The organism is Niabella aquatica (assembly GCF_054779315.1).
The window spans coordinates 205,469-228,909 of the sequence record NZ_BAAGYM010000001.1 but is presented as its reverse complement, the minus strand read 5'-3'; the positions used below and the strand labels follow the sequence as shown (position 1 = coordinate 228,909).

The window sequence follows — 23,441 nt, the reverse complement described above, 5'->3', positions numbered from 1 at the left end:
TAAGATTAAGTTTACAAGGAAATATTCATACCGAATGAAGCAATTTTAAAAGTCGGGTTACCGGTTCCGGTACGGCCCAGGTTGTAATTGCCGTCTGTGCGAAGTATCGACTCACCCGAAATCGCTTCGGGATCAATGGGAAGACCACGCAGCTTATCGAAAGTGATAAAGTTTTCAAACGACACATAAATGCGCGCCTGCTTCATTTTGATCCTTTCTAAAATACGTGTCGCTACATTGTACCCCAGGGTGATATTTTTTACCCGGAAATAAGCCATATTCAATGTATAGCGTGTTTGCTGCACCATGGTAAACCCGGAATTTGCTCCACCCAGGTCCCAGGCCCTGGGATAGAAAGCATCGGTATGATCGGGCCGCCAGTAGTCGCCGGCAATGGCCTGCGGCATGGCACCTTCTTTAGCAAAATAGCCGGGTATTGCCAGCTGGCCCGACCCCCATATAGTTCTTTTGCCTACACCCTGGCCCATTACAGAGAAATCAAATGACTTGTAATCAACGCCGATGCGAAAGCCGTATTCATATCGCGGAAGTACGTTACCTATTACTACCCTGTCACCGGGATCACCAAAGGTGTTTTTGCCGGGAGTAATATAACCGTCGCCATCCACGTCTACAAATTTCACATCACCCGGGCTGATCATGCGCGTAGCGCCATCTTCAAAAAGGGTTTGATAAATGGGATTGTTGCCCGCAAGCTTATGCACTTTCCTCGAATTGCCCTGGTAAATAATGTACTCGTCTACAAAATTACCATTCGCATCATATACAAAATCTTCTTTCTGGAACAGCCTGTCAGTTACATAACCATAAATATCGCCATAACGCTTTCCGGTGGTAAAAGTCCCATCTACACTCCGGTTCTCATAAGCGGTATTCCAGTCAGGCCCTTTAGTCACATAGGTTACTGCATCAGACAAATTTGCCATTACATTAAGGCCCAGCCCGCTTTTAAAGCGATGGTTAAAGTCAACCGCTATTTCCCATCCTCTTGTCCTCAGGTTGCCAAAATTTCCGGGAGGCGCAGCAGCGCCGTAAGTTTCAGGAAGCGCCCTGCCCGGGATGATCATATTTTTAGTTTCCCGCTGGTACCAGTCGAACACTACTCCCAATTTGCTGTTAAAGAAGCGCAGATCCGTACCCAGGTTCAAAGTTTCAATATCCTGCCAGGTAATACCGGCCGAAACAGGAGCCGGCGTGCCAAGCTGAAGGAGCTGATCGCCATTGCTTGTCAGCCAGCTGTTTTTGGTAAAATTCATTGTGGAGACATACAAGCTGTTGGGGACCGATTGATCGCCGATGGACCCCCAGGACCCACGGAATTTTGCATAGCTCAGAACCGGTTTGATTTCTTTCATAAATTCTTCTTCGGTGAGCACCCATCCCGCAGAAAATGAAGGATACCAGCGCCAGCGCATGTTGGCCGGAAAAATGGATGTGGCATCGTAGCGCAGGTTGCCTTCCAACAGGTATTTATCGTCAAAAGCATAATTGATCCTTCCAAAATAACCTAACTGTGAATCCCAGTTCTCTCCGCCGCCTACCGTTTCGGTACCATCTGCAAAATTAAACTGGGGATTGTCTTTGTTGAACAATTGCGTTTTTCTTGACCAATGGCTTTTCCATTTTTGAGCTACGATATTAGAGCCCAAAGTAAACTTAAGCGCATTCTTATCTGCAAGGTTCAGGTTATATACCGTGTAAGCATTTATGGTATGCTTTTGAGCATCCCAGGAGGATTGATATACATAGCTGTTCTCTTTTGTAACATAATTAGAAAGCGGGAACCTATAACCAGGCATACCGCCCTCATTAACTATATTGCCGGCACTATCTACATACACGCGGTTACCATTATCATCTACCCAGGGAATGGCTGAATACCAGTGCTCTCTCAGGGTCGTCTGCGGTAAAGAAGAATTTACTGTCTCGTTACGGAAATCGTAGGTATAATCGGCTATTACCTGCCAGTTCTTTGTAAGATCTATAGTAGTACCAAAGTTCAGATTGATATACTTCCTTTGATCCGATACAGTATTTGTGTTCTTAGCGTCCCAGTAAGGATCGCGTATTTCTTCGCCCAGCTCTTTTACGCCTGTAGGGAATAAGAGGCTCCAGCGATACAGGTACAACCAGGGGTCGGCCCCAAAGCCAGATGTATTCGTTGAGTTGGGATAGCGCTTGGTACGGTCGGAATACAAACCGCCTGCTCTTACCGAAACAAAATCATTTACCTGTGTGGAAACTTTAAAATTGGCGGTGTACCGGTTAAAGTCATCGTGCTTGGCCGGCTTCATCATACCGGTTTGGTTAAGGTAGCCAAATCCTACATTATATAGTGTTTTATTAGATTTACCATTTAATGAAAGATTATGATTTTGGGTAAACGTATACTTTTTTATCATAGTGCTGATGGGATCATAGATCCTGTATCCGAACTTCTGGATGCCATCCCAATACCAGTCCCTGCCATATACCACGGGATCGGTAGGTTTTACCGTACTGCCGTATAAGCGTTGCCATTCGCGGGCTTTTGCCAGGCTGGCGCTGTCGATACGCCAGAAACCACCCGCAGGGCCGGCACCCCCGGCATTCTGAAATGCATCTAAAGTATATTGCAAACCGTCGATACCCGCCAGCTTCAGCTCTTTGAACGGCGTCTGCCAGGAAAAATTATTGGAGTAAGTCAACTCTGTACCTTCTTTTTTTGCTCCTTTCTTGGTAGTGATCAATATTACCCCAAAAGCTGCTTTAGCGCCGTAAATAGAGGCGGCAGAAGCGTCTTTTAACACCGTAATGCTTTCCACATCGTTGGGATTGATCACCTGTATACTGGGTACCTCTACGTTGTCTACCAACAGCAGCGGTGCGCTCGACCCCTGTATAGAACCCACAAATCCTCTAATCCGCATCAAAGGATCGGAGCCTACTTCCCCGCTGGGAATCCGTACGGATAAGCCCGGAACGGCACCCTGCAGGCCACGGCCTATATCGGCTATAGGCCGGCTGCCAAGCACCCTATCCACATTTACATTAGTAATAGCGCCGGTAATGTTGCTTTTCTTTTGCATCCCATAACCAACTACTACCACCTCATCGAGGTTGGCGTCTCCAGGTTTGAGCTTAACCGAAATAAGATCAGACGCTCCAACCGAAATACTCTGCATGATGTAGCCTACAGCGGTAAATTCAAGAATATCCCCGGCAGAAGCTGAAATAGAAAAAGCCCCGTCCTGATCAGCAGAAGTGGCTCTTGCAGTTCCTTTTACAGAAACCGTAGCGCTATAAATAGGTTTGCCGCCATCATCGGTAACAGTACCCGTTATGGTGCGGGTTTGGGCCAATGCCAAGCCGGGAAGTAAACAGCATAGCAGCCACAGGAATACATTACTTACAATTGTTTTCCTCATAATTTCTGATTTAAAAAGTATAGTTATTCTGAATTTCTACAAAACGGTTACACCAGCTTCCCGGAAGGTTACCAGCGCTTTGTTTAAAGGTTCGAGCTCTGTAATCAAATAGTCTATTTTATCTAACCCACATACACCTATAGGCTGATAGGTGCCCAGCTTTTCTGAAATAGTCATACTGATCACTTTGGAAGCTGAGCTTATCATCGCCTTTTTTATTTGAACCACTTCCCAATCGTTATCTGTAACACCGTGCTTTATGTCAATGGCATTTGTTCCCAGAAAGCACAAATCAGCATTCACATGACTGATCTTTTCAATAGCCTCGGCTCCTACAGTTATTTTCGAATCTTTCGATAGTTTATCGCCTATTACAACCACTTCTAGTTTCGGATGCGCCAGGCAAGCATTAATAACGGGAATACTGCCCGTCATGATCGTTAATTTAAGATGAGGCGGCAATGCCCGTATCAGTTCGAGAATGGTGGTTCCTCCGCTGGTAAGCACAAACATTCCCTCTTCTATTAATTGCAGCGCCTTGTTTACAATAATTTTTTTATGAGGTTGTGAATAAACATTTAGTGGCTTAAACTGTACCTCATTAAAAGCCATCGAAAGCGCACCACCATGTACTTTTATCAATCGTCCAAGTCCTGATAATTCCTGCAGGTCTCTCCTTATCGTGTCCTCCGAAACAGCTATCTCATTGCATAGATCCACGCTCAATACTTTATTATGAAGATTGAGCTGATGGAGTATATATGCCTGCCTTTCCTTCTTAAGCAATTTCGGAGTGTTTTGTTAAGGATAGCTTAAAGATAATATAACTTCCTGCAAAAAACAGCAAAAAACAGAAACATTTTGCATAAACAGGATAAAACAAGCAAAAAATAGCGCAGTATATGGCAATATACAATCACAAAAAAGCCGGATTTAGTCAATAAATCCGGCGCAAATAGATTACGGGTATTTTGGCTAATTAATTTTTTGAAGCTTTAATCATCGCAATAAAATCATCAAAAAGGTATCTCGAATCATGCGGTCCTGGTGTGCTTTCGGGGTGGTACTGTACCGAAAAGGCAGGCTTGCCTTTTACCCGGATGCCTTCTATGGACTGGTCGTTCAGGTTTATGTGGGTTACTTCCACTTTATCCGATGCTTTTACCGATTCAGGGTCGACTCCAAAACCGTGATTCTGCGTGGTAATTTCAGATTTGCCGGTAATAATATTTTTTACAGGATGGTTCAAACCCCTGTGACCGTGGTGCATTTTAAAAGTTTCTATCCCATTGGCTAATGCCAGCAGCTGGTGCCCCAGGCAAATGCCGAAAACAGGTTTATCTTCTTTTAAAATATTTTTAACAGTGTCAATCGCATAATCCATAGCAGCAGGATCGCCGGGACCATTGGATATAAAATAACCATCGGGGTTAAAGTTTTTTACTTCCGCCAGCGGGGTTTTCGCAGGAAATACTTTTACATACGCGCCGCGGTCTGCCATACATTGTAAAATGTGCCGCTTGGTACCATAATCCATTACTGCAATTTTTACAGCAGCATTGGCATCACCTAACTCATATGCCTCCTGGGTAGAAACTTTTGAAGCCAGCTCCTGGCCACTCATATCCGGTGTTTGAGCCAGCCGCTGCTTTAGCTCTTCCAAATCAAAGATTTCAGAAGAGATGATGCAGTTCATGGCACCTTTGGTACGTATATGAGCCACCAAAGCCCGGGTGTCTACGCCATGAATCGAAACAATATTATTTTTTTTCAGGTAAGCATCCAGCGATCCCTCGGCCCTTTTGCGGGAGAAATTTTCATTCAGGTTCTTGGCTATCACTCCTAAAACTTTTACGCTATCGCTCTCTACATCTTCCGGAATGACCCCGTAATTGCCTACATGCACCGCATTCATGATCACGATCTGGCCATAATAGCTGGGATCGGTAAACACCTCCTGGTAACCGGTCATACCGGTATTGAAACAAATTTCTCCGGTGGTGGTACCAATGGCTCCAAAAGCTAAGCCTTCGGCAACGGTTCCATCCTGTAATAATAAAATAGCGCGGGATTGAGATTGTGTATCAGGCATTTATTTCTTTTTTTATGTTACCAGCGTCAGTGCATGCAGCATCTTTACTTGCGTCGCACTCTTCAGCTGATGAATATAACTTGTCCGCCGTGGCGGATTTCAACAAAAAAATCGTGCAAAAATAGGGTGAAAAACTGAGATTTTGTAGCTGTTGTGTGAAATTTATGAATAGCCCGTTAAGAACTTTGGACTGCCGGTTATCTAATGAATAAATTTTCACGTAACATCCTGTTCCGGAGCCTGATGATATCAATTCCACCTTACTGAAATCATTGCAAACAGGCCTGAAAGGATGAAGCATAAAAGTCTTCAAAATCAGATGCGTTTGCCCTGTTCCTCTCTTTACGCTAATAATATTGAGATTCAGATTTTGAGTAATATTCTCAACTGCCTTTTGTCATCGCTTCTCTTTTCATGGCTGCCGCCAGTGAGGTGCCGAGGTATCTTTCTATCATCCCGTGTACCAGGTAAATTACGGGTGTCATCACTATGGCAATAATGAACTTGTAAATATAATTACCCACGCAAATGGCCATTACCAGATTCAGGCTCCAGGGATCGCCCTGGTTGGGAGATACACGAGGCCCTATATAAAATGCAATAAAAAGAACTACGAAACTGTCTATTAATTGAGAAATCAGTGTGCTGCCTGTTGCCCTTAACCATATTGCTTTTTCACCGGTGGCTTTTTTTATGCTATGAAAAACAAGCACATCCAGTACCTGCCCTGCTAAAAAGGCTGTCAGCGAGCCGATAATGATCCAGGAACCCTGTCCTAAAATAATACGGTAGGCATTATTCGCATCGTTTATGTGCTGATGCCTGTAATTGGCCGTCCAGAAATCAGCAGGAATGAGGCCAATAGCGCCCTGGAACATAATAAAGGTATAGGCAATGAGGGCCGCAGCGATCAGAGACAAAAAACGCACTCCTTTCATACCGTAATATTCGTTGATAATATCTGTCATTATAAAAACAACAGGCCAGAGCAAAACACCTGCAGTAAGATTAAAGGCAAAACTGTTTCCAAACAGGCGGATATCAAAAGGGGTAATGCCGAGGGTTTTTTCGAGGGAAAAAATTTTCACCCCAATGACTTCGGCAATAATAGCATTAGCTATAAAAAATCCTCCTAATAAAATATACAGCCGGGTAGATTTATCTTTAATAATAGTACGGATCATTGATATAAAAAGTAAAAAGTAGAAAAATAATCAGCAGGAAAATATTTGAAACCATAAGCCAGCGGGGTACGTATTGCGCTGGTTTTTTGCGGGTAAAGGCCAGTATTAGATAAATCAGGCCTGTTAATGGCAATACTATCATTGCCAGCCCATAACCAGTCATAATTATGCCGGAAGAAACGATTGCTGCTTTATTCCATGATGTAAACAGAAACGATAAAGCCAGCAACATAACTATGCCGCTTAAAAAAGATACCCGGGATAAAAATATTAACCAACGCATAAGCGAATCTATCCTGCAAATTTATTATTTATTTTAGCCGGGTTTCGTATAAAATAGTATTATTTTGCCCAATGCAGCAAAGCGCCAGGCACTATGCTTAAAATTGTGATAGCACCTGGCTATTCAATGTCTTTGTGCTGAAGTACAATAAAATTCTTGTAATGAATAATAACTGGCTAAAAAATGCGCTGCCCCATGTGCTCGCGATCTTTGTTTTTTTAATAGTAACGGTTTTGTTTTGTAAACCGGTGCTGGACGGCAAAGTGCTCAATCAGCATGATATAGGGATCAGTGGCTGGAAAGGTTCTGCTCAAAATGCGTATGAAGTAAAGAAACAAACCGGTAAGCTGCCTTTATGGAATACGCATGTATTCAGCGGTATGCCTAATTACCAGATCGCTATGGAAGGGAAACAAGGCCCGTTGCCTGATTTGAATAAAGTATTTGGCCTGTGGCTTCCCAAGCCTATGAATTTCTTTTTTATGGCCTGTGTTTGTTTTTATATTTTATGTGTTGTGCTGCGCCTGAACCCTGCTGCCGGGGTTTTTGGAGCATTGGCTTATGCCTATTCTACTTATAACCCGTTAATCATAAGCGCCGGCCACGAAACCAAAATGATGGCTATCGCCTATATGCCTTTATTGCTATCGGGTTTGTTGCTTATATTTCATAAAAGGTACTGGATTGGACTGGCAGTAGCTACGCTGGGGGCAACCTGTGAACTGATGGCCAATCATCCGCAGATTGCTTATTATTTCTTTTTAATTGCAGCCGCTGTTACAATAGGGTACCTGGTTTTTTGGATAAAAAATAAAGAGTATAAGCATATAGCAGTTTCTTTCGGACTTAGTGCTGTGGCGGCTTTAGTTGCGCTGGGGTGCTATTCGTTGTCATATCTTTCAACAAACGAGTACACCAAATACACGATGCGCGGCGGCAAAAGCCTGGAAATTATTGGTAATGAAGTGAAATCCGCTAATACCGCCGGGCTGGATGCAGATTATGCATTTAATTATAGTATGAGCCAGGTAGAGCCCCTGGTAATGCTGATGCCCAATGCGGTGGGAGGCTTTAGCGGAGCACCCTTGCAGGAAGATTCGAAGGTGGTGGACCGGCTGGTTGCAGCCGGAGTACCAGAAATGCAGGCTGTTCAGTTCTTGCCACAGCTAAGGGCATACTGGGGTGGTATGACCAAACCGGGCGATTATTCGGGAGGTCCGGCTTATATCGGGGCCATTATATTTATATTGGCTGTTATTGGTTTTGCAGTGGTAAAACATCCGTTAAAATGGCCCTTACTTATTGTTACAGTGTTGAGCGTGTTGATGAGCTGGGGAAGTTATTTCTATGGGTTCAATAAATTTTTGCTGGATCACTTACCGTTATATAACAAGTTCAGGGCACCTTCTATGGCTTTGGTTATTGCAGCGTTCACGATGCCTTTAATGGCAGTTATTACGATTTATTCATTATGCTTTGCGAATAGCGCAAAAGAAACCCTTAAAGCGAATTTTAAGACGATATTGTACACGCTGGGGGGTATTATAGTAGTGCTTGGCCTGCTTTATATTGCTCAAAGCTACAATACCGCTGGCGATGAAATGATCATGCAGGCGCAAATTGATCCTAACGGCGGGGATAGCTTAAACAGGGCTATTATTGCAGGGTTGAAGGCCGACAGGAAGCAGCTGTTCGGGGAGCAGATATTTCGTGCCATCCTGTTTATGATTTTGGTATTGGGTGTTATTTATGCCATTATCAAAAACTGGATGAAGCCGGTTATAGCAGTGTTGATATTGGCCCTGGTTATGTTTATCGACCTATGGGTGGTAGATAAAAAATATTTTAGTGATGAGCAGTATATTCCTAAAGATGAATTGCTGACAGCCGAAGCAACGCTGCTTCCCGTCGACCAGGAGATATTAAAGGATAAAGATCCGCATTATCGCGTATTTGATGTGGGTGGAAGAGATGATAACCGGGTGTCTTATTTTCACCGATCCGTGTTGGGCTATCATCCTGCAAAGCTTAGGATATACCAGGATATTATAGAAAGATACTTTAGCACAGGTGTTCCTAACGAACAGTTGCTGAACGCACTGGATGTAAAATACATTATCAGTACAAACCATCAGGGACAGCAGCAACTGATCCCCAATCCCAATGCCTACGGCGCTGCATGGTTTGTAAAAGCTATAAAACCAGTTGGCAATGATGTGGAAGAACTACAGGCTATAGAACATACTAACTTAAAAGATACGGCCGTTGTGCAACAGCTTTTTTTAAGAGGGAGTAATAAGCCGGTAGCAGACTCCTCTTCAGCCATCAAAGTGGTTAAGTACACCAATGATGAGATAACGTATACTGCCCATACACCATCTGGTGGTTTCGTGGTTTTTAGCGAAGTATATTATCCTGCCGGATGGAATGCTTATATTGATGGACAGAAAGCTGATATTGTAAAGGCCAATTATTTTATGAGAGGTGTATTCGTACCGCAGGGCCAGCACAGCATAAAGTTTGTTTTTGAGCCGGAAACAGTAAAAAGAGGCATCATCATTTCTTATCTCAGCTCATGGCTGATGATCATTATAGTGCTGGGCGGTTTTATCATGCAATGGTGGATGGATAAGAGGAGGCCCGTTATAAAGTAATAAGTAATGAATAATTTTGAATTGATAATTGGCAGATATACTGCTGTCATCTGCACTTGAGTCATATCGCATCCATAGTACCCTACAAAATAATTCCTGCTATTAAAGGTGGTGAAAAGGGTATTTATTATTTTTTAAAGCATGTTGCTAAATATGCACACGTAACCTGCTTTACGGTTTCGGAAAATACGGGGACAGTAGCGGGCGTTGATTTTACAGATGTTTTAGGCAGCACCGTGAAAAAATCCCGTTATGCTGATCTTTCTATTTTTAGTAAAATAAAAAAAACATGTCGGGCACGAGGGATCAGACATGTTATTATAGAGCATCCTTATTATGCCTGGTTAGGTATTGCTTTAAAAAGGTTGGGAGGCTTAAAGCTGATCATTCATTCGCACAATATTGAAGCAGCCAGGTTTAAAAGCATGAATAAGTGGTGGTGGCGGATCATGTATCAGTATGAAAAACTGGCCCACCGGAACGCTGATTTTAATTTTTTTATCACAGAAGAAGACATGGCTTATGCTATAGACGCGTATAAGCTGGATGCGAAGAAGTGCACTGTTGTTACGTATGGGATCGAGGCAGGCGCCGTTCCGCCGGCTGGGGAGAAGCTGCAGTGCAGGAACACTGTTTGCAAAGAGCTGGGACTGCCAGCCGATACGAGGCTCATTCTCTTTAACGGTACGCTCGACTATGGCCCGAACAGGGAGGGACTTGACAGGATATTGAATGAGATCAATCCCGAATTGCTCAAAACCTGTTCATTCCCATACAGGATTGTTATTTGTGGATTGCGGTTGGCGGAGCGTTATGATCAGCTGAAGGCATATAAAGATCAGCATATTATTTATAAGGGCTTTGTAGAAGATATAGACCTGTATTTTAAAGCTGCAGATCTTTTTATCAACCCCATAACAGATGGTGGAGGTATTAAAACCAAGCTGGTAGAGGCGTTGGGCGCCAATACTCCGGCCGTTTCTTTTAAGACCGGCGCTTATGGCGTGCCGCCGCATAGTACAGGGGATCATCTTACTGTTGTTGAGGATGGGGATACAAGGGCCTTTGCCGCTGCTGTTTGCAAAAAGGCCAATAGGGGTCCGGGCGATATCCCGCGATCTTTTTACGAACATTTTAGCTGGGATGCGATTGCACAGAAAGCAGTGAGAATAGTGAACAGCCTGTAGTTGGGGCTTCAGAAAGACAGCAGGTTGCAAAAAGATGCTGTGTGTTATATCCTTGTGCGCAAAAAGCTGAAAGCCTAAAGTTTAATACCTCAGCATGGAGCAAATGAAATTGAATATTGCGCATGGCTGGCTGAATATTTCCAATTCCCAATACATAATCGCCAACGTTTCGTGTGTGTATTTAAATTCTTCCGCTGCAATATACCCGCCGTGGCGGAGTGTTATCACCGCCATGTTACATATTTGCTGCTAATGGTTTAGTTACCTCAAATATAGCATTGGCGGGCACAAAAATTTGCTGGTGATACACCGGCAAATGCAAAAAAATGAGGTAGTTTTCACTGCCCCATTTTTTACACGCCTTGTTTTATTTCTTTAAAAACCAGCTTCAAATTCTGCCCCGCTTTTTACCTCAAAATCAGCGTTCATTAGAATATAGTTCACTGCCGTAAAAGTAAGTTTGGCACCGCTGTTCACCGTAACATTTGTCGATTCAATGCTGCAACCGGCAACGGTTGTATTTGTATTTACTGTCTGATTGTTATAATACACGGTAGTACAGCTGGCTGCAGTTACCGCTGCAAAAGCATTCAGCAGGCCATAGCCCATTTCATTGTTCCAGCTTCCGTTGGGCCTGCCGCTGGTGGTGGTATAGGAATAGCCGCCCACTTTTTGGGAGGTTTGTTCTATAATATTGGCGACTTGCTTTTGGGTCAGGTTGGGGTTGATAGAAAGTACCAGAGCTGCAACTCCCGCTACATGCGGAGTAGCGGCAGAAGTTCCATTAAACCAAACTGTGTAGCTTTGGTCTGAATAGTCTGTAGAGATTTTAGTTCCTCCACTCCACGGGTGTATGGGAATATATGGGTTATAGCCCCCTGTCCCTGTAATATCTGTAGTCGGTATTAGTACGCCCGGAGCAACAACATCCAGTTCCGTTCCATAGTTGCTTCCCCAGGTTGTTTCCGTATCACAAGAAGAAGGACTTTTTCTTTGCCCACAGGGAGATATAGCGCCAACAACAACGATATCCGGGTTTGAATTAGCAGGATAGCTAACCGATGAATTGTCGTTACCAGCAGCAAAAACAACAACACAGCCTAACCCGCCCCGTCCATTAGTTAAGGCATAATCAATTGCATCATCTATTATCTGATACATAACAGCCGACCCCCAGGAGTTGGATATTACCGAAGCCCCATTATTAACCGCATAATAAAATCCATCAGCTCTTTTCTGTCTGCTGTTCGGCGTTGATGCCAAACTATTACTAATTGACATCAACGGGCAATTGGAAGCAATACCTGCTACGCCAGTACTATTATTTGAATACGCGCCGATTATCCCTGCGCAGGCCGTTCCATGTTCACCTAATAACTGGCTTGGCGAAGTACCGCTTTCTGTATCGTAGCTTTGGTTATATATATTTAAATCTGGATGGGATAATTGTATACCCTGGTCAATAACAGCAACGATTATACTGCTGTTTCCTTGTGTAACTCCTCTTGCGGCACAGTATTTAATATCAACTCCCGAAGTGCCTCCGTATTGTCCTGTATTATTCAGGTTCCATTGATTGGCGAAGTAGGTGTCATTTACACAATTCACTACATCATTAGTCATAAGGTCGGGCTGGCATGATGCAAATAAATTGGTTTCATAAAGCCTGTTTGCCAGTTCGAGGGCGTTACCAGTTGATTGTTTAGTGCATTGCAGGGTGTACCAAAGTGGCATATTTTTATCATTTCCTATAATTTCTGCTTTATTTTCATCGGCTAATTTCAACAAGTACGCTATATCTTTTTCTGATTTAAGCTTTACATAAAGCAAATGGCTTAACCCGGCTTCGCTCCCGTCCATTGTGGTAAAAAATGGGCCTTCATACAGGATGCTTGAATCAACTGATGCCAGGCTTACCATGCTCTCAACAATCGCCCATTTTAATGTTCCTTGTAGACGGTTATTGCTTTTTCTGATGGATGGAGATAAGCTTAGTGTTTCTGCCTTCTGCTGTAGTTTAATGCCTTTCCCGGAAAGTGCTGCATACACCGTTGCTTCGTTAGCCGCATTAAACAATATATATTTTTTGCCCGGGTTTTTATTGATGGGTATTTGCTTTCCTTTATACCAGTAATAATCGCTGAAAGATGTTACTGAACGGGCATCAGTATTTTTCAAATCAGCATCTGCCGCAAGGTCTTTTGTTTTAGCGCAGCCAAAACCTAGTATAAAAATGGCTGGTAACAAAAGCCACAGCAGGCCTTTGAATTTCTTTTTCATGTGTTTCTCTTTTATTGTTTTAACAGACACATGGAATAGCCAGAATAATCTCCCAGGAAGTTCTTTGAACATGCCCGGGCATGAAGGAGGAAATGGCTATTTCATATTTATGACTACTTAATAATCTGTGTTAATGGTACAGGGTTGTAAGCTTTGGCTTTAATCCCTGTATATTGCTCCATTTTTTAAAAGAATACGTTTATTTGGCCGCTTTTAACTCGGCTACTTCTTTTTGCAGCTCCTGTACGGCTTTTATGAGCACCGGTATCAGGCCGTTATAGTTTACCAGCTTTTTACCTTCGCTGTCTGTTCTTACTAGCTCCGGCATTACCTGTTCCAGCTCCTGGGCTATCAGCCCCAGTTCTAAATGATTGTTTTCGCCCGATGGGTTTTTAATAAGGTTATAGCTTACCGGCCTTAGTTTGCTAATGGTAGATAAACCGTAATTAATGGCTTTTACATTGGTTTTGGCGCGGGCATCGGAGTACTGATAGAGGGTGCCCACTGCTATATCATTAAAAGTGCTGGTTTGCGAATTATAAAAAACACACCAGTTGTTGTTTGTGGCTATCCTACCGTTAAATATATCAAACTGGAAAAATTGAGTGTGGGCATCAGTTGCAGCTAGAAAAAGGCTACCATGCATAACATTGGCATAATGGGTAATTGGAGCAAGTCCTCCTACAGTTAGAATACCGCCGGAATATTTGATTTGAGAAAACGAGATAGAGGCTGAGAGTAGGAAAACTACTGTAAAAAACTGTTTTTTCATAATGTTGAATTTTAGGTGTTAACAATTATATGAGGCTTATAAGGCTTTTCGGGCTTTGTATATTCAATAAGTTTAGCTTAACGGAACAATCGTACTCAATGGCTTACTGTGAAGGTAGATAAATTTTTATGATAAACAAAATGACTAATATCATGCGATGTTATGATTTAGATCATACTATAAATGATACTATTTGAGTATAAATAATTTTCCTTTTCAGAAACTAATTAGACAGGAGTAATCTGTAACTTGCCGCAAGTTTAATAAATACATGCTGTACAGACTATTTTCTATAAAACGTTATCTCGAGCAGGTGGTTATGTTCCCATTTGTTCTATATGGCCGTTGGCTGGCTTTAAAAAAGCCGTTGGCTGGTACGTACGATATTTTTTTCTTTTTCCCGGGATATGGTATAGGCGGAGCAGAAAGAGTAAATGCTGAAATTGTAAAATCGTTCAATGATAAAAAAGTAATTATATTTTTTACCAAGATATCGTCCAATGAAGGCATGAAGCATTTTTTTGAACTGCCGCATGTTACTATTAAAGAGATCAGTTATTGGACTGATAATAAGTTTCGGTACTGGAATAATTTAATTTACCGGGGCATTTGCAGTGCCTATATTAATAAACAAAAAAGGAAGCCTGTTGTATTTATTGGGCAGTGCAATTTTGGTTATAAACTAACACCACATATCAGGCGGAGCATTGATATATATGAGTTAATACACATGTTCGACAGGCATTTTACATGGGTGTGGGCTCCATTTATCAAATTTATTACTGCAAGAATTGTAGTCGCTAATTTTTTTAAGCAACTGTTTACGACCTATTATAAAGAGATCGGAATACCTGATGAATATACTGAAAGGCTTGTTGTTATTCAATATTGTCTTGAAAAAATACCACACAGTTATAATGGACGTAGCTTTGAGCTTCCTTTAAAAATATATTATGCCGGCCGGGGTGGCCCCCAAAAAAGAGTTTGGCTGATAATGAGAATTATCGAAGCCTGCCGGGAAAAAGGGTTGCCTGTAACGTTCAAGCTTGCGGGTTCTTTTAAAAATGAAATTCCGAAAAATCTGGTTGATGCCGGTAATGTATATGTTGGAGAAATTAATGGAGGAGCAGATATGTATGCCTTCCACGGTCAAAATGATGTTTTACTTATGACGTCGGCCTGGGAAGGCTTTCCTATTGCTATTATGGAAGCGATGGCTTACGGTGCTGTGGTGTTAGCTACTGATGTAGGCGCCATTCCTGAATATATTGAAGATTCAGCTAATGGTTTTCTAATAAAAGATAATAGTAATGAGGATGCAATAGTACAGGATGCTGTTGAGAAAATAGATTATTTTTGCAATAACTTGGCACAATTAAATAAAGTATCTGCAACTGCATATGAATTCGTTATCACGAATTTTACGCCAGAAGATTTCAGGGAAAATTACAGGAGGCTATTGTTGGCTAACCAATAGTGCGGACTTTTATCATTTGATTAGCTTCTTATTTTTAATAAAATGCAGCGCCATTAATAATTTAGAGCTAACGCCATTTCGTAATAACTTTCTGTAAATTTTTGCTTGTGCTGTTATGATTGCTGTTAAAACCGGGTGCACAGGGCCACTGTATCCAAACTTCCGCAGGTCTTCAATATCGGTGATTGAAAAATTCCTGATAAAGCGCCAGTTGTAATCGTACACTAAAATATTATTAAGCTTATGAATCCCCATTTTATTCAGATAGTGAAAATGTTCGGGTATTTCAATTTGTGCAATATTTTTGGTGTAAGAAGTAACCTGCGAATTGCTCATGTACAGGTTTACCAGTGGTTGTGATATATAAACAAGTTTGTCCGTTTCCATCCTTCTTCTGTACATATCAATATCTACCAGCCATTTAAGTTCTGTGTCATATTCATACCTCTTATCATTTTTGTGCATGGTAGTGCTGGGCGCGCCGATGAAGTTTTTTGCTAAAAGTATGGCAGGCTCTTTTTTTGCTTTTCTTATCCTGAATTTTTCAGGAAAGAAAGGTTTTTCTTTTCTTCCATCTTCATATACATTGATAAAAGCCGAAAAAATAAAGGCTCCGTCATTGTTTTTTGCACAGTCTGCAAACTGTTGCAATGATGTTTCGTTTGCAAACCAATCATCATCATGCATCAGTTTTATCCATTGGCCTTTAGCTAAGGCAATAGCGGCGTTCCAGTTAGCAGGGGTGCCCAGCGGCCGGGGGTTTTTATGATAGTACAGTGAAGGAATGTCTGAATACTCATGAAACAACTGGTAAACAGAATCATCGGGGCTGTCGTCGGTAATAATTACCTCAAAATCCTTAAAACTTTGCATGCGGATAGAATCCAGCAACCTTTTCAGGTATTGCGGGCGTTGATAGGCCGGTATGCAAATAGATATAAAAGGCATAGTGCAAATATTTATTTAAAGGCGTATAACATACCGCTTATATTATCGGGCCTGGGCAGGGATAAAATTTTAAACCCGTGCCGGCTTAATACAGATGCAATCGTATCAAAACCTTTCAGGTGCCATTCAATGATAAAAGCGGAGGTCTTTTCAAAAATATCTGAAGTTTTTAATTTTTCGAATATTGGGTATTCTTCGCCCTCACAGTCTATTTTAAACAGTAAGGTATTTTCAGGATTTGCTGTTATAATCCGCTGTACTTCTTTCCGGATGTCTTTTATTTTTACCGAAGTTTTGGGAAGATGCTGGGTATGATTGTTTTTTAATATGTCTTTGTTAACGCTGGCTCCGCCATCACCGCTTTGCATTTGAGGTGCCGATATAGTGTCTTCATAATCACTAAGGCCGTAGTTGTTGGGGCAGATTTTGGATTTTAATGCCGGGTTCAGGTCGAAGTTTCGCAATGCCTCCTTATATGTTTCCTGAAAGGGTTCGTACGCATAGATAATTTTCGGGTTTAATTTTTTTGCAAAGAACAATGATGCAAAGCCCACATTCATACCTATATCGACCACTACAATATCTGTATTCAAATTTAAAATATTATACAGCGTTTCGAAGTATAACTCGTATAAGGTAAACAGGTTTGACAGTGAATTAATATTTAAATAAATGCCTTCCACCAGTACGGTAAAATTCTTTTTTGTTGAGGCGGTTACTGTAACGCGGGAGTCGTTTAAACAGCAAACGAGCTTTATGTATTCTCCCCTGTAATTAGCTAAACAATCTTTTGATATGGCATTCCCTGTTTTGTTAAAAACCAGCAGCCCTTTGTTAACAGAAAGAGCACCTGCATACTTTGGCGGAAGATTATAATGTGCAAAATTAAAAGCTACTTTACTACTTTTAAATTTTATTAAGTAATAAATATAAAGAACAGATTTATACAGCATCCTGGCTAATATCATGATTGTATTTTCCCCATTTTATTATTCTTGTAATCAATATATGCTTTAACCATATATTTTATCACCTGCCATCGTTTGTTGTAGATGAGATTGTTTTTTAAAAGCCATAGGGATTTTTTAATCTCCTGTTTTGCTCCTTCCGGTAATGGGCGCTTATTTAACAAAAATAGGCTGTTTCTAACCAAATAGTACAGGCGCACCGGGGGATGTATTTTTCTGCGTGTAAGTTTAAAATTTTTTAATGATCTTCCCCATACATGGTATCCGATTATATGATTTAAAATAATACCAGGGAATAGCACTGTTTTAAACCCCGCCAGGTTCACTCTATAGCAATAATCCGCGTCAACCAAATCTAAAAAGAGGTCATTATCATACCCGCCGACCTGCTGATGGATATCCAGATCAATTATACTACCCGAGGTGATAGTGCTTAAAACTTCTTTGGGTTGCTCTTCGACGGGGATAAACCGGGGTTGAAAGTTGACCGCAAATACACCTACATTGTCATGATCTTTCAGGTAATTATTTGTTTTAATTATATATTCCCGGAAAACACCCGCTCCAAATGAAGAATCCTGGTCCATTGTTAGCAGGTGTGTAAAATTCTCCTTACGGGCCATGTCTGCTGCTTCATTAAGCCGTAATGCTATGCCTGCATTATTTTGATATTGAACGTAAACGCCGTTAGGGATCTGGTTTAGCTGGTTCGAAAAATCTTTCGCAGCAGATTCGGAGTTGTCGAGAATGTAAATACGGTCCAGTGCCGTGCTATAACTGGTTATGTTGGCCAACACCTTCTCGTCAGGGTTATACAGAATAACTACTCCGGCTAATTTCATTTTTTTAATTTAAATGCGTATTCCTGCAAAATAATAAAGGTATGTTGCTTTGTAAAGAAGGGCCTGTGAGATTTAGCAGCAATTGATTTTTATATCAGCAAGAATCAATTATTGATAAATCTTTTTCCGATTGAATATAAAATCAGTGATCCTTTTATAGAAAGGCCTTTTATGTCCATACAGGGAAAACTTAAGCGCATCTATTGTTTCGTACCCTTTATTAACGGTAACAGGTTTCCCCATAATTTTCTTTACATACACTACAATAGAATCATAATAATGGATGCCCCAAACCCTGGTAGTAATATCATCCATCTTTATTCTTTGCTGTTTACGGGGTATAAACCAGGCGTGTAAACTGTCAATATGTTTTTTAGAAAACTCAATAAATGTTCCCTTTTTGCCCAGGCCTCCACCATACTTTTTCCAGTAAGAAGTATGGGTGTCTTCACATAAATATAACCCATCCTCTTTTACATGATCGAATAATGTTTGGAATGAAACTATCTGTTGTTTCATAGTATGTCCACCGTCATCCAAAATGATGTCCAGTTTGGGTATTTCAGCTTTTATTTTCTCAAGAAAAGTTTTGTCTTCCTGCGAACCAATGAAAACCCTGGTACGGTCGGTTTCGAATTGCTTACATTCAGGGTTGATATCTATCGCATATATGTGAGCCTTGTCGCCAAAAACCTCCCTCCAGAATTTTAAAGACCCGCCATGCTGAATGCCTATTTCTAAAAAATGTATTTCTTTATTCCTGTATTTTGAAAAGTAGTAATCATAAACATCCATATAACTATTCTGTTTCATGATTAATGGGCCATCGTAGGAATCGAAAATTTCTTGTATCAGCTTCATGGTTTTATTTAAAAATTGATTGGTGTACGGAAAATACGATAAAAATATAACACGGATCGCAGAATGAAACACAATTAACAACATCTAATATACCTGTATGCCTTTACGAACGAGTAAGTTGGCAGTAAATATTAGCAGGCTGCTATACATACAAACTTTGTGAATCAGGAAATATAAAACCTGCCCAATTGATTCAGGTTCGTAATTAACAAACAGGGATCAGGAAATATTTTTCAGGAACAGTTCCAAACCCTTCTTTTTTTCTTCATCCAGCTCATAGCTCAGGTTATGTGAAAAATATTTCTTTAAGTCATAAATGCCGTTATTGTGCTCGGCCGCTATTTCGTCAATATGCTGCAGGCCGTATCCATTGGCCTCATCAAATTCTTTAATAAATGTATTGGGCAGCTCCCGGGTGCTTACCCATGCCGCAAATACAAAAGGTAAGCCGGTGGCGTTTTTCCACTCTCCGGCCAGGTCGTAAATGTATTGGGACTGCTTTCTTTGATTTAATGCCCTGTCCCCAATAATTAATGCGCCGGTTGTAGCCCCGATTTCTTGAATATAGGATTCATTTTGAGCCTGAACCAACTCGGGGTTTATTTTCCAGTGATGCCTTAGCAGCCATTTTAAAAGCTGCACCGATGAGCGGCTTTGGTAGTCGAGATATATTTTCCGGATCTTTTCAACCGGTTCTTCGCTAAAAAGTGCTACCGAGGCTACATCGCCTACAGCCCCGATACAATAATTCCCGTTGATGTAGCTCTGTGGCAGCCGTGGGATAACCGCCACAGGCACCAGTCCGAGGTCGATCTCCCCATTCCGGAGCTTATCTGCTAACAAAGCCGGATGCTCTTCGATCAGCGCTATCTTATCTTTTATAGGAAGCCGCTCTAATCCGTAAATGAGGGGTCGTGTATTTAAATAGCTTACAATACCTACTCTTATCTTTTCTTCCACTTTGAATGCTTATTTTTGCGCGGCAAAGATAGGTTATGTGCAGAAATGCTGATTCTGGATGCTTGATTCTGGATATTGGATGGCCAGTAATCAGCATCCCGTAGCCAGTATCCATTTCTCATATTAAATATTTCAAGCTATGAGTTATCGTAAATTAGAAATTTGGCAAACGGCCAGAGAAGTTGTTATTGCTATACATAAAATGTCATTACAACTACCCAAGTTTGAGCTTTTCGAAGAAGGCCAGCAAATCAGGCGCTCCAGCAAGTCTGTAAAATCAACCATTGTAGAAGGGTATGGCAGGCGAAGGTATAAGAATGAGTTTATAAAATTTCTTGTTTACGCGCAGGCTTCAAATGATGAAACCATAGACCACCTTGAAACTTTGTTTGAAACCGGATCCTTAACCGATGAGGCGATTTTTACGGCACTTAAAGAGAAAATAGATTTATTAGGAAAGAAGCTGAACAGGTTTTTACAGGCCGTAGAAGAAGGGCATATCAGTGCTAAATAAAATCAGCATCCAGAAACCAGCATCCAGCATCCAGAAACAAGTATCCAGCATCCAGAAACAAGTATCCAGCATCCAGAAACCAGCATCCAGAAACAAGTATCTATCAACCATGAACCGAATATTATGTCTTTAACCGCAATTTCGCCTATAGATGGCCGTTACAGTAAACAGGTGCAGAGCCTGCAGGAATATTTCAGTGAGTATGCCCTTATTAAATACAGAGTGATTGTAGAGATTGAATATCTTTTTTTATTGTCCGATAAGAAATTTCTAAAGCTATCGGCTGCTGCTAAAAAACATCTACGCAGTGTAATCGAAAATTTCAGCGTGGAAAATGCTGAAGCCATAAAAGAGATTGAAAAAACCACCAATCATGATGTAAAAGCGGTGGAATATTTCCTGAAAAGTGAATTAGATAAGACAGACTCCAAAGAAGCGAAGGAATGGATCCATTTCGGCCTTACCTCGCAGGATATTAATAATACGGCTATTCCTTTACTTTGGAAGCATAGCCTGGAATTTGAATTATTGCCAGCTTACCTGAACCTGCAAAATCATTTGCATGAGCTGGCACAACAATGGAAGGCAATACCGATGCTGGCCAAAACTCATGGCCAGCCTGCTTCCCCAACGAGATTAGGTAAGGAGATCATGGTATTCGTAGAAAGGATCGAAAACCAGGTTCAGCTGTTTTCATATGTTCCTGTGTCTGCCAAATTTGGTGGCGCTACCGGGAATTTTAATGCACATCATGTGGCATATCCTAAAACAGACTGGATAAAATTCGGGAACCATTTCGTAGAGGAAGTGCTGGGACTGCAAAGAATGCAGTTTACCACACAGATTGAACATTACGATAACCTGGCGGCGCACTTCGACTGTATAAAACGCATCAATACCATACTGCTGGATCTGTGCCGTGACCTGTGGACCTATATCAGCATGGAATACTTTAAGCAGAAAACCAAAGCCGGGGAGGTAGGTTCATCGGCGATGCCGCATAAAGTAAATCCTATAGATTTCGAAAATGCAGAAGGTAACCTGGGTATGGCAAATGCCATGTTAGAGCATCTTTCTGCCAAGCTGCCTGTAAGCCGTTTGCAACGTGATTTAACAGACAGCACAGTGCTGCGTAATATTGGCGTACCTGTTGCACATACGATGATCGCTATTAAAAGCATCGAAAAGGGATTAGGCAAGCTGGTACTGAATGAAGCCGCTTTAAAAGCGGACCTGGATAATACGTGGGCTGTAGTAGCGGAGGCGATCCAAACCATTCTTCGCCGGGAGAAATACCCCAATCCTTACGAAGCATTGAAAGATCTAACGCGGGGTAAAGAAGGTATCACTAAACAGTCCTTACATAAATTTATCGGCTCTTTAAAAGTGCCTGCTGCAATAAAAGCAGAACTGAAAAAGATTACGCCACATAATTATACAGGCATTGTAGCAAAATATTAATTAATTGCGAAAAATATCTTTCAGTTCAATCGTTAGCTCAGGAAAAGCAGTGCTGGTAATACTTTGGTTCATAAACAAGGGGTCAATAAAGTCGTATTTGCCATCCTTTAAGGTGTATTGGTTGATAGCATTGGTATCGGGGAAAACCACCCAGTACTCTGATACGCCGTTTTCTTCGTAAAGATTATACTTTTCATTCATATCCTTTTTGGCAGTATAAGGTGAAAGAATCTCTACAATTAAATCAGGCGCGCCGATGCAGCCGCGTTCGTCAATTTTGTTTTCATCACATATTACGCATATATCAGGTTGCACCACGGTATTGATTTCGTTGTCTGATGCTTTGTTTTTCACAAGACGAACATCAAATGGGGCGGGATATACATTGCACCTGTCTTTATGAAAGTGATTCCAGATGTAGCCATGTAAGTTACCCGCAATCTTCTGATGCCTCGAGGTCGGTGCAGGGGATAGTATAAACAGCTTACCCTTTATCAACTCCACTGCTTCCTTGAACCGCCAGGTAAGGTAATCCGCGTACGAATATTTTTTGTTTAAATCTAATTGAGATATATCGGTAATCATGCTTTAGCCTTTTTCCAAAAATACGAAATATGCTTTAGATACATTACAACCCTGGCATGGCTGGTACATAACAATTTTTATTATATAGCCGATATTTTGTTGCTGGTGTTTTCTCCAGCAATGGCGGTTCGCCGCTGTCGTGTCTTATGACCGACAGTAAAAATGTTAGGCATCCTGGACGCCTGCCTTTCTTATTTTGCAGAAAACGATTATTTGTATCTTATAGCATGAAATACAGGCGGTGTTGTCATCCGCATGAATGTTTCCCTGTTGTTGAACAAATAAAAAATATAGACATCGGAGGCATTATCTCTATGCAACGCAACTGTCATGCAATTTTTATATGTGCTGTCAAAAGAGGCTCTTGGAGGATAGCCTGACATTGCACCCCAATCGGCGTTGAACTCATTTTTCACGGCTTCCGGTTTAAATTCACTAAGCCTGGGTATGGTTGGCGTGTTGCTTCCCTGCTGTTGTAAAGAGGTATTGATTAGCACGGCCATCAGCGTCATTTTATACATTTTATTTGGATGGGATTTGGCAGATGAAATGTTTGTCTTTGTGCTGTCTGCTGCCATTTTCTCAAATTCCTCAACCCGTTTTTTCAATGGCCGTATTGCATACCGTATCTCAAAACTGTCGTTTTTGCTTTGAAGGACAAGCTCATAATTCATGTCGGGATTTTGACGGGTGGCGATAGTGTCAAAACCATCCGGCATCGTAAATTCAAGGCCGCCTTCTTCTAAAAGTTTTTTGAACTGCTGGTTTTGGCCAGATGCCAGCGTAATGGCAAATGAAAGAGCGATAGTAAACAATAACTTAGTCATAAAGATTTTTTTACAAGATGCAGTAACAGGAATAAATACATAAATATAAACACCATTCCCCTCCAATAAAACCTACTCCACCGCTGACTTTACCGTCTTCCGGTCTTTCCGACTTTCC

At 41.4% G+C, this 23,441-nt stretch carries 19 protein-coding genes; 6 read left to right on the top strand and 13 right to left on the bottom strand.

Going from position 1 to position 23,441, the window contains the following annotated elements; genetic code table 11:
* Nucleotides 1–11: 11 nt before the first annotated feature.
* The 4 genes from ACYVBM_RS00880 to ACYVBM_RS00865 form a co-directional block, all read right to left on the bottom strand.
* Nucleotides 12–3,428 (bottom strand): SusC/RagA family TonB-linked outer membrane protein, encoded by a 3,417-nt coding sequence (locus ACYVBM_RS00880; protein ID WP_460683717.1) that lies wholly within the window; start codon nucleotides 3,426–3,428, stop codon nucleotides 12–14.
* Between the two features lie 36 nt (nucleotides 3,429–3,464).
* A complete protein-coding gene (locus ACYVBM_RS00875; RefSeq protein WP_460683716.1) occupies nucleotides 3,465–4,214 on the bottom strand; it encodes a DeoR/GlpR family DNA-binding transcription regulator in 750 nt (249 codons plus the stop codon).
* Nucleotides 4,215–4,407: 193 nt separating this feature from the next.
* Complete coding sequence (gene carA, locus ACYVBM_RS00870; RefSeq protein WP_460683715.1) at nucleotides 4,408–5,520, bottom strand: glutamine-hydrolyzing carbamoyl-phosphate synthase small subunit; 1,113 nt, start codon at nucleotides 5,518–5,520, stop codon at nucleotides 4,408–4,410.
* Nucleotides 5,521–5,903: 383 nt separating this feature from the next.
* Complete coding sequence (locus ACYVBM_RS00865) at nucleotides 5,904–6,704, bottom strand: queuosine precursor transporter (protein ID WP_460683714.1); 801 nt, start codon at nucleotides 6,702–6,704, stop codon at nucleotides 5,904–5,906.
* A gap of 167 nt (nucleotides 6,705–6,871) precedes the next feature.
* Here ACYVBM_RS00865 and ACYVBM_RS00860 point away from each other — a divergent pair, with 167 nt between their 5' ends.
* The 3 genes from ACYVBM_RS00860 to ACYVBM_RS00850 all read left to right on the top strand — a co-directional run bounded on the left by ACYVBM_RS00860 (nucleotide 6,872) and on the right by ACYVBM_RS00850 (nucleotide 10,828).
* A complete protein-coding gene (locus tag ACYVBM_RS00860; RefSeq protein ID WP_460683713.1) occupies nucleotides 6,872–7,024 on the top strand; it encodes a hypothetical protein in 153 nt (50 codons plus the stop codon).
* Between the two features lie 124 nt (nucleotides 7,025–7,148).
* Nucleotides 7,149–9,641, top strand: coding sequence for a YfhO family protein (locus ACYVBM_RS00855; protein WP_460683712.1), 2,493 nt, complete (start codon nucleotides 7,149–7,151; stop codon nucleotides 9,639–9,641).
* Nucleotides 9,642–9,697: 56 nt separating this feature from the next.
* Nucleotides 9,698–10,828, top strand: coding sequence for a glycosyltransferase family 4 protein (locus ACYVBM_RS00850; RefSeq protein WP_460683711.1), 1,131 nt, complete (start codon nucleotides 9,698–9,700; stop codon nucleotides 10,826–10,828).
* Nucleotides 10,829–11,203: 375 nt separating this feature from the next.
* On the opposite strand, the gene ACYVBM_RS00845 is transcribed toward ACYVBM_RS00850, so the two are convergent.
* Both ACYVBM_RS00845 and ACYVBM_RS00840 read right to left on the bottom strand, forming a co-directional pair.
* Nucleotides 11,204–13,108, bottom strand: coding sequence for a S8 family serine peptidase (locus tag ACYVBM_RS00845; protein WP_460683710.1), 1,905 nt, complete (start codon nucleotides 13,106–13,108; stop codon nucleotides 11,204–11,206).
* A gap of 199 nt (nucleotides 13,109–13,307) precedes the next feature.
* Nucleotides 13,308–13,880: a tail fiber domain-containing protein gene (locus tag ACYVBM_RS00840; protein ID WP_460683709.1), complete on the bottom strand. Its 573-nt coding sequence runs from the start codon at nucleotides 13,878–13,880 to the stop codon at nucleotides 13,308–13,310.
* Between the two features lie 271 nt (nucleotides 13,881–14,151).
* Between ACYVBM_RS00840 and ACYVBM_RS00835 the strand changes: the two genes are divergently transcribed.
* The gene (locus ACYVBM_RS00835) at nucleotides 14,152–15,357 is read left to right on the top strand and encodes a glycosyltransferase family 4 protein (RefSeq protein ID WP_460683708.1); all 1,206 of its coding nucleotides are present in this window, start codon (nucleotides 14,152–14,154) and stop codon (nucleotides 15,355–15,357) included.
* 12 nt (nucleotides 15,358–15,369) lie between these two features.
* On the opposite strand, the gene ACYVBM_RS00830 is transcribed toward ACYVBM_RS00835, so the two are convergent.
* The 5 genes from ACYVBM_RS00830 to ACYVBM_RS00810 form a co-directional block, all read right to left on the bottom strand.
* Nucleotides 15,370–16,305 carry a glycosyltransferase family 2 protein gene (locus ACYVBM_RS00830; RefSeq protein ID WP_460683707.1) on the bottom strand — a complete coding sequence of 312 codons (936 nt, stop codon included), beginning with the start codon at nucleotides 16,303–16,305 and terminating at the stop codon, nucleotides 15,370–15,372.
* Nucleotides 16,306–16,316: 11 nt separating this feature from the next.
* Nucleotides 16,317–17,273 (bottom strand): FkbM family methyltransferase, encoded by a 957-nt coding sequence (locus ACYVBM_RS00825; protein WP_460683706.1) that lies wholly within the window; start codon nucleotides 17,271–17,273, stop codon nucleotides 16,317–16,319.
* Complete coding sequence (locus ACYVBM_RS00820) at nucleotides 17,270–18,115, bottom strand: glycosyltransferase family protein (protein ID WP_460683705.1); 846 nt, start codon at nucleotides 18,113–18,115, stop codon at nucleotides 17,270–17,272. Before ACYVBM_RS00820 ends, ACYVBM_RS00825 begins: the two co-directional genes overlap by 4 nt.
* 108 nt (nucleotides 18,116–18,223) lie before the next feature.
* On the bottom strand, nucleotides 18,224–18,976 hold the full coding sequence (locus tag ACYVBM_RS00815; protein WP_460683704.1) for a class I SAM-dependent methyltransferase: 753 nt from the start codon (nucleotides 18,974–18,976) through the stop codon (nucleotides 18,224–18,226).
* Between the two features lie 219 nt (nucleotides 18,977–19,195).
* The gene (locus tag ACYVBM_RS00810) at nucleotides 19,196–19,936 is read right to left on the bottom strand and encodes a menaquinone biosynthetic enzyme MqnA/MqnD family protein (protein WP_460683703.1); all 741 of its coding nucleotides are present in this window, start codon (nucleotides 19,934–19,936) and stop codon (nucleotides 19,196–19,198) included.
* Between the two features lie 139 nt (nucleotides 19,937–20,075).
* Here ACYVBM_RS00810 and ACYVBM_RS00805 point away from each other — a divergent pair, with 139 nt between their 5' ends.
* Together ACYVBM_RS00805 and purB are read left to right on the top strand one after the other, a co-directional pair.
* Nucleotides 20,076–20,450, top strand: coding sequence for a four helix bundle protein (locus ACYVBM_RS00805; protein WP_460683702.1), 375 nt, complete (start codon nucleotides 20,076–20,078; stop codon nucleotides 20,448–20,450).
* Nucleotides 20,451–20,573: 123 nt separating this feature from the next.
* The gene (gene purB, locus ACYVBM_RS00800; protein ID WP_460683701.1) at nucleotides 20,574–21,911 is read left to right on the top strand and encodes an adenylosuccinate lyase; all 1,338 of its coding nucleotides are present in this window, start codon (nucleotides 20,574–20,576) and stop codon (nucleotides 21,909–21,911) included.
* Here purB and ACYVBM_RS00795 read toward each other — a convergent pair whose 3' ends face one another.
* A complete protein-coding gene (locus ACYVBM_RS00795) occupies nucleotides 21,912–22,496 on the bottom strand; it encodes a Uma2 family endonuclease (RefSeq protein ID WP_460683700.1) in 585 nt (194 codons plus the stop codon).
* Nucleotides 22,497–22,705: 209 nt separating this feature from the next.
* Nucleotides 22,706–23,323, bottom strand: a complete 618-nt coding sequence (locus tag ACYVBM_RS00790) for a hypothetical protein (protein ID WP_460683699.1) — start codon at nucleotides 23,321–23,323, stop codon at nucleotides 22,706–22,708.
* Between the last annotated feature and the right edge of the window lie 118 nt (nucleotides 23,324–23,441).